A 15033-nucleotide genomic window follows, 5' to 3' on the forward strand; every position below is an offset into this window, starting at 1 on the left:
CCGGGGGCGCAAGACAGACGGGGGAACGGGGTGCGGCTCTATCGCACGATTATGCGGGCCTTGATGCCGGTGCTGCTGGGGCAGGCGCTGTTGCAACGGCTGCGCGGGCGGCTGGAGGCCGGGGCGCTGGCGGAGCGGCTGGGTGCGCGGGGGGCGGGCCCGGTGGATCTGTGGCTTCATGGCGCCTCGAACGGAGAGCTGACTTCGGCCCGCTGGGTGGTTGAGCGGATGCTGGCGCTGCGCCCCGATCTGCGGATCGTGGTGACCTGCAACAGCGGCACGGCGCGGCGCATGGTGGCGGGCTGGGCGCTGCCGCGTGTGGCGGTGCGGCTTGCGCCCTTCGACACGCCCAGCGCCGTGGCGCGGTTCCGCAAGGCTTGGTCGCCGCGCGCGTTGATCTGTCTGGAAAATGAGCTTTGGCCCGAGCGGATCACCCAAATGGCGGGGGTGGGGCCGGTCATCTTTCTGGGCGCGCGGATGTCGGAGGGGTCGGCCCGCAACTGGGGCCGTGTTGCGCCCGGGTTGATGGCGGCGATGCTGGGGCAGGTCACGCTTCTGTCGGCGCAGGATGCCGGATCGGAGGCACGGTTTCGGGCGCTGGGTCTGCCCGCGCGGGCGCTGGGGCCGCGGCTGATGCTGAAGGCCCGGGCGGGGGCGACCACGGGGGTCGATCTGCCGTTTGCCCCGGTGGCGGCGCGGGCGCGGACAGTGCTTGCGGCATCGACCCATCCGGGGGAGGAGGGGCCGATCCTGCGCGCCTTCGCCAAGGCCAAAGCGGCGGGGGCGGTCGATCTGTTGATCCTTGCGCCCCGCCACCCGCGCCGGGGAGCCGAGATCGCGGCCCTGATCGCGGCAGAGGTGTTGACCATGGCGCGGCGGTCCGAGGGGCAGGCGCCGGGCGCCGAGACGGCGGTTTACCTTGCCGATACGCTGGGCGAGATGCCCTTCTGGTATGCCATGGCCGGGATCACCGTGATCGGCGGTACCTTCGGGGATGCGGGTGGCCATACGCCCTATGAACCGGGGCAACAGGGATCCTGCATCCTGCACGGGCCGAATGTCGCGAATTTTGCCGAGGTCTTTGCCGCACTGGATACGGCCGGCGCGGCGGTTCCGGTGACGGAGGAGAGCCTTGCTACCGTACTGACCACCCTGCCCGAAGACCGACAGGCGGAACTGGCTGCGGCGGCGACGCGGGTCTTGCAGCCGCAGGACGAAGGGGCGCTGATCTCGGCGCTGATGGCCGCCCTGCCCCCGGATCAGCCCAGGGGATAGCTGTTCAGCATTTCATACTTCGGACCACGCACCTTGGCGTGTGAGGCATAAAGCCCGCTTTCCGCCACCAGCCACGGCCCCGCGCGGAAGGCCTGTTGCGCCACGACCGCGCGTTCCAGCCGCCCCACCTCATCGGGTGGCAGATGCGGCAGGCGGCCCAGCGTCACATGCGGGGCATAGCTGCGCGCAGGCACCCGCACCCCGGCCCTGACGGCCACCTGCGCGACCTTGGCCTGCAGGCGCATCAGCGGCTCGGAAGGTGACACACCGGCCCAGACCACGCGCGGACGCGCCCCGCCGAAAAGGCCCACGCCCCGCAGTTCCAGCGGGAAGCCCGGCATGGACAACACGTCTAGCCCCTCATGCACCTCTTGCAGCACCGCGTCAGGCTGTTCGCCCAGGAAGGCCAGCGTCAGGTGAAAATCATGGGGGTCCACCTCGGACGGCAGGCGCAACAGGGCCTGCAGCTGATACAGGGCTTGGGCCACGTCCTCGGGGATCGGCAGGGCGATGAAGGCACGGATCATCGGGCTTCCAGCTTGGCAAGACGGTCAAGCAGCACGGGGCGCAGCGGCCCCGGCCGCGGATCATCCAGCAGCGTGGTGTAAAGCTCTGCCGCCGGCAAGGGGCGGCTGCCGCCATTCCAGCTGAGACCGCGCAGCACCGCCTCGGCGGCGGGGGGGAGCTGGTCGGGCATGGGTTGATCCGAGAGCAGCCCCCAGATCGCCGTCCATAGCCGCCCGACCGACCAGGGGTTATACCCGCCCCCGCCCGTCACGATCAGCCGGGGCGCCAATGGCCGCAGCGCCGCAACCACCGCCAGATAGGCGCGGTTCGACAGCTCCAGCCGCGACAGCGGGTCTTCACGCAGCGAATCCGCCCCGCAATGCAGCACGATCGCCTCGGGCGCATGGGCGGCGACGCGGGGCAGGACAAGACGGTCAAGCACCGCCTCCATCTCGGTATCATTGAAGCCGCGCGGCACGGGCAGGTTGAAGGCATTGCCCCCGGCCGTCTCTGCAAGGCCGCCGGTAAAGGGCCAGCGCCCTTCCTCATGGACCGAGATCATCAGCACATCGGGCTGCCCGGCAAAGGCGATTTCAACTCCGTCGGAATGATGGGCGTCGATATCGACATAGGCCAGCCGCCGCAGCCCCGCCCCCTGCAGCGCCTTCAGCCCCAGCACCACGTCATTGAGGTAGCAAAAGCCCGCCGCCCGCTCACGCAAACCGTGGTGGGTGCCGCTGCCCGGAACATGGATGACCCCCGCCGGGCGATAGGCCAGCATCTCGGCCGCCCACATGATGCCGCCCGCCCCGGTCGCGGGGCGGCGAAACATCTCGGGGAAGGCGGGATTGGACAGGGTGCCAAGGCCAAAGCGGTCGCGCCAATCGGGCGGCAGGGGGTGGCCTGCGCGCGTCAGATGCTCGGCCTCTTCCAGCGCCGCAACATAGGCCGCATCATGCCAGAGCGTCAGCGCCGCCGGTTTGGCACGGGGCGAGGTGCGGAATTGATCAGGCGGCAGCCACCCCAGCGCGCGGGCCAGATCCATCACGGTCGAGACACGCGGCACCCGAAGCGGGTGCAGCCCGCCGTAGGACGACCCGCGATAGATTTCCGACCCGACAAAAAGGGGCTGCATCACCCCAGCGCCGCCTCGACCGCGCCAACGATCGGCGCCGAAAGCGGGCGCACCGGCGCCCCCCATGTGCCAAGCGGCGCCCCATCCGGCCCCAGCAGGATCTTGTTGAAATTCCACCCCGGCGCAAAGCCGTGCTGATCCTTCATCCAGCGATAGAAGGGATGCGCCTTGGCGCCCTTCACATGGGTGATCGTGGTCATGGGCAGGGTGAGGTCGAAGTTCACGGCGCAGAATTCCTTGACCTCATCCGCGGTGCCAAGCTCTTGCGCGAAATCGTCCGAGGGTACCGCAAGCACCACCAGGCCGCGCGGGGCATAGCGATCCTGAAGGGCCTGCAAATCCTCATACTGGCCGGTAAAGCCACAGAGCGAGGCGGTATTGACGACCAGCACCGGCTTGCCGCGCCATTGCGCCAGATCAATCTTGCCGCCATCAATGGAGTCGAAGGTGAAATCGGGCCCCGGCCCCGCGGCCAAGGCCCCTGCCGCGCCGAACGCCAACATTGCCGCCAGAACAGCGCGCCGCCCGATCCTGCCCTGCATCGTGATCCCCCTTCATGGCCTTATCGGTCAAGTAATCCGCAAATTCGCGCCGTCAACGGCTGAAACCTGCCACCGCAGCGGGGAAATTGGAACAAATCCTGCAATCCCGGGATGAACCGCCATGGACGCGCAAACATCTCGTGACAATATCCCCGACTGGCCGCAAAGTTGCAGGCTAGGCGACCGCAAGAGACGCCCCCAAGAACAGGCAAGAGGCGTGATGAACGACCATGACCCCCAGACTGCCAAGCTTGGCAGTGACAAGCCGCGGACCCAGTTCGGGGCGCTGTGCTGGCGCCCTGTGGACCATGGTGTCGAAATCCTGCTGGTGACCAGCCGCGATACCGGGCGCTGGGTCATCCCGAAGGGCTGGCCGATCAAGGATCTTGGCCCCGATGGTTCCGCCGCACGCGAGGCGTGGGAGGAAGCCGGCGTGACCGGCACCCTGACCGACGCCCCGCTGGGCGCCTTTTCCTATGACAAGGGCATCGGGCCGCAGCGCGTGCCGATGCCCTGCGTCGTGATGGTGTATGGCCTGCGCGTGGATCAGGTCGCCGACCGCTTTCCCGAACGCAAGCAACGCCGCCGCGAATGGTTTAGCCCGACGGCCGCGGCCGAACGCGTGGCCGAGCCGGAATTGCAGGCGCTGCTTGCCGGGTTCACGGGGGCATGACGCAGGCGCGGTCGCAGGGGCGCTTGATTTCCCCCGTGCGGCGCGCCATGTCTGCCTCATGCACCTTGTGACAGCGATGTGACACCATGATCCGCTATGCATTGCACTGCGCCGCAGGCCATGATTTTGAAAGCTGGTTCGCCTCCGGCTCGGCCTTTGACGATCTGAAGGCGCGTGGGCTCGTGGCCTGTGCGGTCTGCGGCGGCACCGAGGTGGAAAAGGCGCTGATGGCGCCCTCGGTCGCGGTCAAGGAAGAGGCCCGCCCCCTTGCCCAGCCCCGGTCCGAGGTCGAAGAGGCCATGGCCGCCATGCGCCGCGAGATCGAGGCGAAATCCGAATATGTCGGTATGAACTTCGCGACCGAGGCCCGCCGCATCCATGCCGGCGATGCCCCCGAACGCGCGATCTATGGCGAGGCCAAACTGGATGAGGCCCGCAAGTTGCTGGAGGACGGCGTGCCTGTCGCCCCCCTGCCCTTCCTGCCCGCGCGCAAGACCAACTGAATGCAAAAAGGGCGGGTTGCCCCGCCCTGACATGCACCGAAGCTGTTGATCGGTCAGATCTGCTTTTCGGGCAGCTGCACGACCAGACCGTCGATCGCATCGCTGACCTTGATCTGGCAGGTCAGACGCGAGCGCACGGGATCGGGCTGCCAGGCAAAATCCAGCATGTCCTCTTCCATCGCGTCTTTCTTGGGCAGCTTTTCCACCCATTCCGGTGCCACATAGACATGGCAGGTCGAGCAGGCACAGGCGCCGCCGCAATCGGCCTCGATCCCCGGCACGCCATTGTCGCGCGCGCCTTCCATCACCGTCAGGCCATTGGCGACCTCGATGACATGCTCTTTGCCGTTATGCTCGATATAGGTGATTTTCGCCATTTGCCGGGCCCCATGAAACCTTCGCTGGCAAAGACATAGGCCATAAATTGCGGGGCTTCCAGCCCGTCCGCGCGCCCCTTTCACCACGCCGGGATAGCGGCTATGGTCGCAGCTGACGAAAAGAAGGTGGGAAATCCGACACGATGATGCAGAGCGCTTGGGCGGGACTTGCCTTGCTTGCCATGCTGGCCGCCTGCCAGCCCACCGCCGACATCGCCGCCCCGGAAAAGGCCGATCTGTCCAAAGGCGTGATTCGCAACAAATCGACGGCCCCCAAGGACAAGGCGGGCGAGTGCTGGGCGACCGACACCACGCCAGCGGTGATCGAAACCGTGTCGGAACAGGTCGAGGCGACGCCCGCCAAGACCGATGCCAGCGGCAAGGTGGTGACACCTGCGACCTATGCCACCGAAACCCACCAGCGCATCCTGCGCGACCGGCAGTCGATCCATTTCCGCACCCCCTGCCCCGAGGACATGACTCCCGAATTCGTCGCCTCGGTCCAGCGCGCGCTGAAGGCGCGGGGCTTCTACCTCAGCGCGGTCAATGGTCGCCTCGACCGGGCCACACGCGATGCGATCCGCCGCTTTCAGGAACCCCTTGGCCTGAACAGCAGCATCCTGTCGCTGGCAGGGGCCAAGACGTTGGGCCTGGTCCGCACCGAACTGGATGAACTGTAATGACCCCTGATCAAACCCGACGTCAGGCCGCATATGAGGCCGAGGTGCTGCGCCTTTGGGCCGATCGGGCCGATGGCGCGCATGATCTGGCGCATCTGCGGCGTGTCTGGGCCAATTGCCAGCGCATCGCCCGCTTCGAAGGCGGCGCTGATGCCGAGATCCTGATGGCGGCGGCCTTTTTCCATGATGCGGTCAACCTGCCCAAGGATTCGCCCGACCGGGCGCAGGCCTCGCGCCGGTCGGCCGAGGCGGCCGTCGCCTATCTGTCGGGCACGGATTTTCCGGCCTCGAAGCTGCCCGGTGTGGCCCATGCCATTGCAGCGCACAGCTTTTCGGCGGGCATCGCCCCCGAAACGCAAGAGGCCCGGATCCTGCAGGATGCCGACCGTCTTGAAGCGCTTGGGGCCTTGGGCATCGCGCGGATGTTCTATGTCGCGGGTGCCATGAATGCCGCACTGTTCGACGCCAAAGACCCGCTGGCGCATCACCGCCCCCTGGATGACCGCGCCTTTGCGCTGGATCATCTGGAGGTGAAGCTCTTCCCGATTGTCGAGACGATGAACACGCAGGAAGGCCGCGCCATCGCAGAGGAGCGCGCGGAATGGATGGCCTCCTTCCGCACGCGCCTTCTGCATGAGGTGGGCTGAACGCCCTTACCCGTAAACCGGGCGGGGGCGCCCTTCGGCATCCAAGGCCACAAAGGTAAAGGTCGCATCCGTCACCTTGATGAAATCGGTGCTATAGCGGTCGCGCCGCCAAGCCTCGACATGGATCTGCATCGACGACCGGCCCGTGCGGACCAGATCGGCGTAGAACGAGACCTCATCCCCGACTTTCACCGGTTTGTGAAAGGTCATGCCGTCGACCGCGATGGTCGAGGCCCGGCCCCGCGCCGTCCGGGCTGCCAGATTGCCCGCCGCAAGGTCCATCTGCGCCATCAGCCAACCACCAAAAACATCGCCCGAGGGGTTGGTATCGGCGGGCATGGCAATCGCACGGATCACGGGTTCATGGGCGGGGGGCAGATCGGCAGCAGCGGTCATGGGAAGATCCTTCAACAGTCACGCCCATGCTGCCGTCTTGCCGTGCCGCCGAAAAGCCCCAAACATGAAAAAGGGGCGACAGGATCGTCCTGCCGCCCCATCCTGTCCCTGCAGCGCCGCTTATTCGACCGACAGCGCCACGAAGCGCGGGTCGCCACCCCGGCGGATCAGCAAGAGAATGGACTTACGCCCCGCCTCTTTCGCCTCGGCGACGCGATCCTGCAGATCCTGCACCCGCGCGACCTTCTGCTGGCCTGCTTCTGTGATCAGATCGCCCTCACGCAGACCTTTGGTATAGGCCTCGGACGTGGCATCGACCTTGGTCACGACCAAACCCTCGGTGTCTTCCGGCAAGCCCAGCTGACCGGCGATCTCGGCGCTCATCGGTTCAACTGTCAGGCCCATCAGCTCGACCTTTGCGGGGGCCTTGTCAGCCGGGGCATCGCCCGCACCCGTTTCAGCGGCCTCGGCTTCCTCACGACGTCCAAGCGTCACGGTCAGCGTTTCGGTCTTGCCCTCGCGCAGCACCTCGACCTTGACGCCTTGGCCCACCGGCGCATCCGCCACACGACGCGTCAGATCGCGGACATTCTTGATCGGCTTGCCGTCAAACGACCGGATCACATCGCCCGACAGCATCCCGCCCTCTTTCGCAGGCCCTTCCGGCACATCGGTGATCAGCGCGCCGGTGACACCCTCGCCCAGCCCCATGGCCTCGGCCACATCCGGTGTTACGTCCTGAATGCGCACACCCAGCCAGCCGCGACGGGTTTCCCCGAATTCGCGCAGCTGCGTCACGACCTTGGACACGACGTTCGAGGCCATCGAAAAGCCGATACCGATCGACCCGCCGGTGGGCGACAGGATCGCGGTATTCACCCCGATCACCTGGCCGTCCATGTTGAACAGCGGCCCGCCCGAGTTGCCCTTGTTGATGGCCGCATCGGTCTGGATATAGTCGTCATAGGTGCCCGAAAGCTCTCGGTTGCGGGCCGAAACGATCCCCGCGCTGACCGAGAACCCCTGCCCCAGAGGGTTGCCCATGGCGACAACCCAGTCGCCCACGCGCATCAGATCACTGTCGCCAAAGTTCACGAAAGCCAGCGGTTCCGGGCTTTCGACTTTCAGCACGGCGATATCGGTCTTGGGGTCGGTGCCGACCAGCTTGGCCGGCAGGCGCTTGCCCGAAAAGAATTCGATCTCGATCTCGTCTGCGCCCTCGATCACGTGGTTGTTCGTGACGATGAACCCGTCTTCCGAAATCACGAAACCCGACCCCAGCGCCTCGGAGCGGCGAGGTTCGTTGTCGCCCTGCCCCTGGTTGAACTGATCGAAGAAATCCTGGAAGGGCGAGCCTTCGGGCAGGCGCGGCATGTCTTCGGTCGAGGTTTCGATGACGGCAGATGTGGTGATGTTCACCACCGCCGGGCTGATCTGTTCGGCCAGATCGGCAAAACTTTCCGGGGCGCCCCGCGCCTCGACCAGACCCGCCGGTCCCATGGCCACGGCAAGGCCCAGGAATAGCGCGCCCAACAGACGGACGGCGCTTTGGCGCGGCCTGCCGGACAGGACATCCAAGGTAATCGCTCTGGATTGCACCGCGAAACTCCTTTCGGTTGCAACACTCTCCCGGCCCCCCGCCGGGTTGAACACAGCAAACAGCGCGGCGACGCCAAGCGCAATGCAAACCCCGTCGCGCCGCGTCAAACCGATGTGATTCTTTGTTTCAATTTTCAACTCTGCCGCGCAGCGAAAAGGCCCGGACCATCGAGTCCGGGCCTTTCGATCCTGTTCCGGAAACCGGATCAGGGCTGGCGTGAAGCACCGCCCTTGGGATCTTTCAGATAATCAAAGAATGCGCTGTCAGGTTTCATGACGATGGCGCTGTTCCCTTCGCCCAAAGCCCGTTCATAGGCGGTCAGAGAGCGGGTGAATGCAAAGAACTCCGGATCCTGACCGAAGGCCTCGGCGTAGATGCCGTTGCGCGTGGCATCTGCCTCACCACGGATGACCTCAGCCTGGCGGCGGGCATCCGAGGTCACTTCCACCACCTCACGATCGGCGGCGGCGCGCACGCGGCTTGCGGCCTCGTTCCCGCGCGCGACCTCATCCGCGGCCTCGCGCTGACGTTCGGCGATCATGCGTGCGAAGGTCGCGGCAAGGTTCTGTTCCGGCAGATCGGTCCGGGTCAGACGCAGGTCGATGACCTCGACACCGAGGCTAGCAGCCTCGCGCTTGGCAATGTCGCGGATGCGGTTCATCAGGCCGGTGCGGTCTTCCGACAGCACGGCATTCGACGGAACAGAGCCCAGAACCTCACGGATGGCCGCGCTGACAATCCGGTCGAGACGCGACTGCGCCGCATCGGTGCCACCGGCGCCGACGGCCTCGCGGAAATCGATCAGGTTGGTGATCCGCCAGCGCGTGAAGGCATCAACCACCAACCGGCGGTTGTCCTTCAGCGTGACTTCAAGCGGTTGGGTCTGAAGACCGAGAATGCGGTCCTCATAGCGGACGACGTCCTGAATGAACGGGATCTTGTATCCCAGTCCCGGCTGGCGGATTTCCTGCTTCACCTGGCCGAATTGCAGGACCAGAACCTGTTCACGTTCATCGACGATGAACACAGAAGACAGGGCAACCGCGCCCACCACGAAAAGTGCGGGAAGAAAGATCTGTGCGCGGGCCATCTCAATTGCCTCCCTGTGCGGCGGGACGGGTCAGGTCATTCAGCGGCAGATAGGGAACGACGCCCCCCTGCCCCTCGGCCACACCGTCAAGGATCACCTTGTTCACGCGGCCCAGCACGCCTTCCATGGTTTCCAGATACATGCGCTGGCGCGTCACGTCGGGCGCTTTCACATATTCCTGATAGACGGCCAAGAAGCGGCTCGCCTCGCCCTTGGCATCGTTGACGACGCGCGCGCGGTAGGCTTCGGCATCCTCAAGCAGACGCGCGGCCTCACCCCGGGCGCCGGCCGTCACGCGGTTGGCATAGGCGTCGGCCTCTTTCTCCAGCCGGTCGCGTTCCTGCTGCGCGGCCTGCACCTCACGGAACGAATCCGACACTTCGCGCGGCGGGTCGGCACGGTCAAAGTTCACGCGGATGACGTTGATCCCGGCCTTGTAGCTGTCAAGCGTGGCCTGCACATTCGCGCGAAGATCGGCAGCGATCGACGCCCGGCCCGTGTTCAGAACCGGGGTCAGTTCGGACCGTGCGATGATATCGCGCATCGCCGAAGCCGAAACCGCACGGATCGTATCGGCCGGATCAGCCAGGTTGAACAGATAGGGCTGCGGGTCCGAGACATTCCAGACCACCTGGAATTCCACATCCACGATGTTCTGGTCGCGCGTCAGCATGAGGCCGCTGTCGGTATCGCCATTGCGGCCTGTGCCGATATCGGTGGTCCGTTCCCCCGTCACCTGCACGATTTCGGCCGTCACCAGCGGCCAAGGCGCAAAGTTCAGGCCCGGCTCGCCAATGGCGGAGAACTCACCCAGAAACAGTTCAACCGACCGTTCTTCCGGCTTCACCGTGTAGAAGGACGCCCAAGACCAAAGACCCAGCGCCGCGAGTGCGCCCAGTGCGAGCCCTTGTGCCGAAACGAGCGGGCCGTTCGCGCCGGGCCCACGCCCGCCCCCGCCGCCGCCGGTGCGGCCACGACCGCCCATCAGCACGCGGAGCTGTTCCTGCCCCTTTTTCACGATTTCGTCGATTTCCGGGATCTGGGGGCCTTCGCCCGGGCGCCGCGGCCCCCCGCGGCCATCGCCCCGGTTGTTGTCGCCACGCCCATCGCGGTTGTCACCGCCTCCACCGCCGCCCCAAGGACCCCCATTCGACATCGAAACCTTCCTAAGTTCTGTCCGTTTTGGACTAACTGGTCATTCTGGCGAGAAATTCAAGACTTGGGGCCGCCGTGGCGGCCCCTGCGTCACTCAGCCCCGACGCACCGGGTTCCGCAGGGTGACCAGCTCTTCCGACATGGTCGGATGCACGGCCACGGTGCGGTCGAAGTCTTCCTTCGTCGCCCCCATCTTTACGGCGATCCCGACAAGCTGGATCATCTCGCCCGCACCGGGGCCGACGATATGGCAGCCCAGCACCTTGCGGCTCGCCGTGCTCACGATCAGTTTCATCAGTACGCGGTCCTGCCGCCCGGCGAACAGTGTCTGCATCGGGCGGAAGGTGGCCACGTAAACCTCGATCGGCTCCTGCGCGCGCGCGGCCTCTTCCGTCAGACCCACGGCGCCTAGTTCGGGCTGGGTGAATACGGCCGAGGCGACCAGATCGTGATCCGCCTGCCGCGGTTCGCCCTTGAACACCGTATCGGCGAAAGCATGGCCTTCCCGGATCGCGACGGGCGTCAGGTTGATGCGGTCGGTCACATCGCCCACGGCATAGATCGAGGGGACCGAGGTCTGGCTCCAGCCATCCACCTTGATTTCGTCCTTGCGGCCGAATTCGACCCCCAGCGCCTCAAGCCCAAGCCCGCGGCTATTGGGGCTACGGCCGGTGGCAAACATCACCAGATCGAATTCGCGTTCGGTGCCATCGGTCGCAACCGCGAGAATGCCGCCCGCAGTCTTTTCCAGCCGCAGGATGTCAGTCCCGCAATGGATGGTTACGCCTGCGGCCTGCATCGCGGTCGAGACATGCCCGCGCGCTTCGTCATCAAAGCCACGCAGGATCTGCGCACCGCGGTAATACTGCGTCGTCTCGACCCCCAATCCATTGAGGATGCAGGCAAATTCGGAGGCGATATAGCCCCCGCCCACCACCAGCGCGCGCTTGGGCAGCGCCTCGAGGTGGAACATCTCATTCGAGGTGACGCCCAGCTCGGCGCCCGGAACGTCGGGGATGAAGGGCTTGCCGCCGGTCGCGATCAGGATGTGCTTGGCGGTGACGCGACGGCCATCGGCCAGGGCCACGGTATGGGCGTCGGCCACGGTTGCGCGTTGGTCAAACACCTCGACGCCCGCGTTTTTCAGCGTGCCGCGATAGGCATTCTCAAGCCGGGTCAGCTCAACCTCAAGCTGGCTGCGGAAATGCGACCAGTCAAAGGCGCCGGCCTCGACCTTCCAGCCATAGGCGCGGGCGTCCTCGATCATGCCGGGGTATTCGCTCGCGTAGACCATCAGCTTTTTCGGCACGCAGCCGCGGATCACGCAGGTGCCGCCCATGCGGTATTCTTCGGCCAGCGCAACGCGGGCCTTGCCCTCGGCACTGGCGATCCGGGCTGCGCGTACGCCACCGGACCCGCCGCCGATGACGAACAGATCGTAATCGAATGTCATGTCCGCGCCCTTCCTCAGTCGTCCAGATCGGCGAAGATGTTGTCGCTGTCGGCGAATTCAATGCGTTCGTCGAAAGTTTCGCCCGAGTTGATGTCGCGCAGCACGACGCGACCGTCGCCGTGGCCGATGATCACTTTGTCGCAGATATCGATGAAAAGGCCATTCTCCACCACGCCCGGGATCTGGTTCAGCACAAGAGAAAGCTGCCGCGGGTTGCCGATCCGCTTGAGGTGCAGGTCCACGATGTAGTTGGCCTCATCCGTGACCAGGGGCGCATCGCCATTCATCCGCAGCGTCACATCGCGGTTCAGCACATCCATGCTGACCAGCATTTCCTCGATCAGCGCCTTGGTGGTCTGCCAGCCGAAGGGGATGATCTCGACCGGCAGCGGGAAGGCCCCCAGATTGGCGACGTCTTTGGCGGCATCGGCGATCACGATCATCTGGTCCGAGGCGGTCGCCACGATCTTTTCCTGCAGCAGCGCCGCGCCGCCGCCCTTGATCAGGTTCAGCTGCGGGTCGAATTCATCGGCCCCGTCGATGGTCAGGTCGAGCCATTTGGCCTCGTCCAGAGAGGTGACCGGAACGCCCAGGCTGCGCGCCAGTTCGGCCGTGCGGGTCGAGGTCGGGACGCCCACGACCTTCAGCCCCTCTTCCCGGATGCGTTCGGCGAGGCAGCGCACCATCCAGGCCGAGGTCGAACCCGTGCCGAGCCCGATCTTCATCCCGGTTTCCACGAAATCCACAGCGCGTTTGGCGGCGACAAACTTGGCCTTGTCGATGGGCGAGAGATCAGCGGGCATGGGGAAACTCCTTCGCAAGCGTTGCCCGCTTATAGGCAGAACCCCACCCAAGTGCGAGGGGAGAATCCCGTCACCCCCCCGCCGCCGAGGCTGCCTGTGCAACGCCACGGCGCAGTTCGGCGGCCGTCACGCCCCCATCGCCATCCCCGTCAAAGAGCAAAAGCGCCTGCATCGCGGCAACCTCTTGCACCGAGACCGCCGCCTCGGCAGCACGGGCAGCAGCAGCCCCCACCTCTGCCGGATCGAGCGCACCATCCTGCCCTTGATCGGCATCGCTGACCGTCGTCAGAAAATCGCCGCGCCCGCGGGCCGAGAGGATGGAGAGGTAGCCTGACACCTCAACCGCGCTCAGCCCACCGTCGCCGTCGAAATCGGCGACCAAAAGGTCACGCAGCGCCCCGGCCCGCGCGGCCGCCCGATCGACCGCTATGGCACGGTCAATATCAGCACCAGTCAAACCCGATGGCCCGCCGAACCCGGCCACAAGCCGCAGCGCATCGGCCACAAAGGCATCCGGGTTGCGGTCCAATCGTTTTTGCACCGCTGCGGGCAGATCGACCGCATGGGCAAGGGTCGGACAGAACCAGATGAGCAAAGAAAGCAGAAATCGCATCGAAACCTCCTGCACCTGGTATCGATCGTGGCGCGATTCCGGTTAAGGCCGCGTTAACGCGGGACAGGCCCAGCAAGGCCCCGGACTTCGCTTTGCGCCAGAGCCTGTCGTTTTCCGCACGCCCCCGCGCGCCCCGGATCGCCATAGTGCGCGAAACAAGGAGTCGCGCATGTTCCTTTCCGTATTCGACATGTTCAAAGTGGGCATCGGCCCGTCGTCCTCGCATACCATGGGGCCCATGGTGGCCGCGGCCAAGTTTCTGGCCACGCTGAAGGCAAGCCCGTTCCACGCCCATGGGCTGCGGGCCTCGCTGCACGGATCGCTCGCATTTACCGGGGTGGGCCATGCCACCGACCGGGCCACGATCCTTGGTTTGGCGGGGTTTGAGCCTGCCACCTATGACCATGCCAAGGCCGAAGCGGCGCTAGAAGAGATTCACGCCACCCGGACCATCACGCCGCCCGGTTTCGCCGCGATGCGCTTCGACCCCAAGACCGATATGGTCTTTGACTACGGCCCCTCGCTGCCCGGCCATGCCAATGGCATGATCTTGCGCGCGCTGGATGCCGAGGGCGACGTGATCCTTGAGGAAACCTATTACTCCATCGGCGGCGGCTTCGTGCTGACGGCGGCGGAACTGGCCGCCGGGGAAAGCGCCAAGGCCGCGACGCCAGTGCCCTATCCGTTCGAAACGGCGGCGCAGATGCTTGAAATGGCCGCGAAATCCGGCCTGTCGGTTGCCGAGATGAAGCGCGCCAATGAGCTGGTGTTCCGCTCCAAGGCCGAACTGGAGGCGGGTCTTGCCCGCATCTGGGAGGTGATGGACAATTGCATCGAACGCGGCATGGCGGTTGATGGCATCCTGCCCGGCGGGCTGAAGGTGCGCCGCCGCGCCAAGGGCATCCGCGAGGCGCTGGAGGCCGAGCGCGGCCTGAACATGACGCCGCCCCATACGATCAACGACTGGATGTCGCTGTATGCAATGGCGGTGAATGAGGAAAACGCCGCGGGCGGTCAGGTCGTGACTGCGCCGACCAATGGCGCGGCCGGGGTGCTGCCGGCCGTGGTGCGCTACTGGCTGGATCACGTGCCGGGGGCCAGCCGGTCGAAAATCGGGGATTTCCTGCTGACGGCGGCTGCGATTGGCGGGCTCTGCAAGCACAATGCCTCGATCTCGGGCGCGGAATGTGGCTGTCAGGCCGAGGTCGGCAGCGCCGCCGCCATGGCCGCCGCCGGGATCTGCGCTGTGATGGGGGGCACGCCCGAACAGGTGGAGAATGCCGCCGAAATCGCGCTGGAACATCACCTTGGCATGACCTGCGACCCGGTGAAGGGGCTGGTGCAGGTGCCCTGCATCGAGCGCAACGGTCTCGGCGCGATCAAGGCGGTCTCGGCCGCAAGCCTTGCCCTGCGGGGCGATGGCCAGCATCTGGTGAGCCTTGATGTCTGCATCGAAACCATGCGCCAGACCGGCCATGACATGCATGAGAAGTACAAGGAAACCTCGCTGGGTGGCCTTGCGGTGAACGTGCCGAACTGCTGAACGCCTGCCCTCCGCTTTTGCGGGGGGCAAAGCTGCCGGAT

17 protein-coding genes are annotated in these 15033 nt (G+C 65.7%); 6 read left to right on the forward strand and 11 right to left on the reverse strand.

The window, feature by feature from the left end; translation table 11 throughout:
* The first annotated feature begins 30 nt into the window (after positions 1-30).
* Positions 31-1275 carry a 3-deoxy-D-manno-octulosonic acid transferase gene (locus IE101_RS13285; protein ID WP_189634334.1) on the forward strand — a complete coding sequence of 415 codons (1245 nt, stop codon included), beginning with the start codon at positions 31-33 and terminating at the stop codon, positions 1273-1275.
* Here the strand turns inward: IE101_RS13285 and thpR are convergent.
* Genes thpR through IE101_RS13300 form a run of 3 tightly spaced genes read right to left on the reverse strand, consistent with a single transcriptional unit; the run spans position 1260 to position 3459 of the window.
* The gene (gene thpR, locus IE101_RS13290) at positions 1260-1802 is read right to left on the reverse strand and encodes an RNA 2',3'-cyclic phosphodiesterase (RefSeq protein ID WP_189634335.1); all 543 of its coding nucleotides are present in this window, start codon (positions 1800-1802) and stop codon (positions 1260-1262) included. The genes IE101_RS13285 and thpR overlap by 16 nt on opposite strands.
* Entirely contained in the window at positions 1799-2917 is a 1119-nt protein-coding gene (locus IE101_RS13295) for an acetoin utilization protein AcuC (RefSeq protein ID WP_189634336.1), read from the reverse strand. The genes thpR and IE101_RS13295 overlap by 4 nt, the downstream gene beginning before the upstream one ends.
* Positions 2917-3459: a glutathione peroxidase gene (locus tag IE101_RS13300; RefSeq protein ID WP_373296122.1), complete on the reverse strand. Its 543-nt coding sequence runs from the start codon at positions 3457-3459 to the stop codon at positions 2917-2919. Before IE101_RS13300 ends, IE101_RS13295 begins: the two co-directional genes overlap by 1 nt.
* Before the next feature lie 220 nt (positions 3460-3679).
* Between IE101_RS13300 and IE101_RS13305 the strand changes: the two genes are divergently transcribed.
* Together IE101_RS13305 and IE101_RS13310 are read left to right on the forward strand one after the other, a co-directional pair.
* Entirely contained in the window at positions 3680-4132 is a 453-nt protein-coding gene (locus IE101_RS13305) for an NUDIX hydrolase (protein ID WP_189634337.1), read from the forward strand.
* Between the two features lie 86 nt (positions 4133-4218).
* The gene (locus tag IE101_RS13310; protein WP_189634338.1) at positions 4219-4635 is read left to right on the forward strand and encodes a DUF1178 family protein; all 417 of its coding nucleotides are present in this window, start codon (positions 4219-4221) and stop codon (positions 4633-4635) included.
* A 53-nt stretch (positions 4636-4688) separates the two neighbouring features.
* Here IE101_RS13310 and IE101_RS13315 read toward each other — a convergent pair whose 3' ends face one another.
* Positions 4689-5012, reverse strand: a complete 324-nt coding sequence (locus tag IE101_RS13315) for a 2Fe-2S iron-sulfur cluster-binding protein (protein ID WP_189634339.1) — start codon at positions 5010-5012, stop codon at positions 4689-4691.
* Between the two features lie 143 nt (positions 5013-5155).
* Between IE101_RS13315 and IE101_RS13320 the strand changes: the two genes are divergently transcribed.
* Together IE101_RS13320 and IE101_RS13325 are read left to right on the forward strand one after the other, a co-directional pair.
* Positions 5156-5692, forward strand: a complete 537-nt coding sequence (locus IE101_RS13320; RefSeq protein WP_189634340.1) for a peptidoglycan-binding domain-containing protein — start codon at positions 5156-5158, stop codon at positions 5690-5692.
* Positions 5692-6339, forward strand: a complete 648-nt coding sequence (locus tag IE101_RS13325) for an HD domain-containing protein (protein ID WP_189634341.1) — start codon at positions 5692-5694, stop codon at positions 6337-6339. The genes IE101_RS13320 and IE101_RS13325 overlap by 1 nt, the downstream gene beginning before the upstream one ends.
* A gap of 6 nt (positions 6340-6345) precedes the next feature.
* Here IE101_RS13325 and IE101_RS13330 read toward each other — a convergent pair whose 3' ends face one another.
* From IE101_RS13330 to IE101_RS13360, 7 genes are all read right to left on the reverse strand, one after another.
* Positions 6346-6735: an acyl-CoA thioesterase gene (locus tag IE101_RS13330; protein WP_189634342.1), complete on the reverse strand. Its 390-nt coding sequence runs from the start codon at positions 6733-6735 to the stop codon at positions 6346-6348.
* A gap of 120 nt (positions 6736-6855) precedes the next feature.
* A complete protein-coding gene (locus IE101_RS13335) occupies positions 6856-8334 on the reverse strand; it encodes a DegQ family serine endoprotease (protein WP_373296123.1) in 1479 nt (492 codons plus the stop codon).
* 206 nt (positions 8335-8540) lie between these two features.
* Positions 8541-9425: a protease modulator HflC gene (gene hflC / locus IE101_RS13340; RefSeq protein ID WP_189634343.1), complete on the reverse strand. Its 885-nt coding sequence runs from the start codon at positions 9423-9425 to the stop codon at positions 8541-8543.
* Position 9426: 1 nt separating this feature from the next.
* A complete protein-coding gene (gene hflK / locus IE101_RS13345; protein ID WP_189634344.1) occupies positions 9427-10581 on the reverse strand; it encodes an FtsH protease activity modulator HflK in 1155 nt (384 codons plus the stop codon).
* 93 nt (positions 10582-10674) lie between these two features.
* The gene (gor, locus tag IE101_RS13350; protein WP_189634345.1) at positions 10675-12033 is read right to left on the reverse strand and encodes a glutathione-disulfide reductase; all 1359 of its coding nucleotides are present in this window, start codon (positions 12031-12033) and stop codon (positions 10675-10677) included.
* A 14-nt stretch (positions 12034-12047) separates the two neighbouring features.
* The gene (gene rpiA, locus IE101_RS13355) at positions 12048-12836 is read right to left on the reverse strand and encodes a ribose-5-phosphate isomerase RpiA (RefSeq protein ID WP_189634346.1); all 789 of its coding nucleotides are present in this window, start codon (positions 12834-12836) and stop codon (positions 12048-12050) included.
* 70 nt (positions 12837-12906) lie between these two features.
* Positions 12907-13449 carry an EF-hand domain-containing protein gene (locus IE101_RS13360; protein ID WP_189634347.1) on the reverse strand — a complete coding sequence of 181 codons (543 nt, stop codon included), beginning with the start codon at positions 13447-13449 and terminating at the stop codon, positions 12907-12909.
* Between the two features lie 169 nt (positions 13450-13618).
* On the opposite strand from IE101_RS13360, the gene IE101_RS13365 reads away from it, so the two are divergent.
* The gene (locus IE101_RS13365) at positions 13619-14992 is read left to right on the forward strand and encodes an L-serine ammonia-lyase (protein WP_189634348.1); all 1374 of its coding nucleotides are present in this window, start codon (positions 13619-13621) and stop codon (positions 14990-14992) included.
* The last annotated feature ends 41 nt before the right edge of the window (positions 14993-15033 follow it).

Origin of the sequence: Gemmobacter lanyuensis (assembly GCF_014652355.1) — a bacterium.
Taxonomy (GTDB): domain Bacteria; phylum Pseudomonadota; class Alphaproteobacteria; order Rhodobacterales; family Rhodobacteraceae; genus Gemmobacter; species Gemmobacter lanyuensis.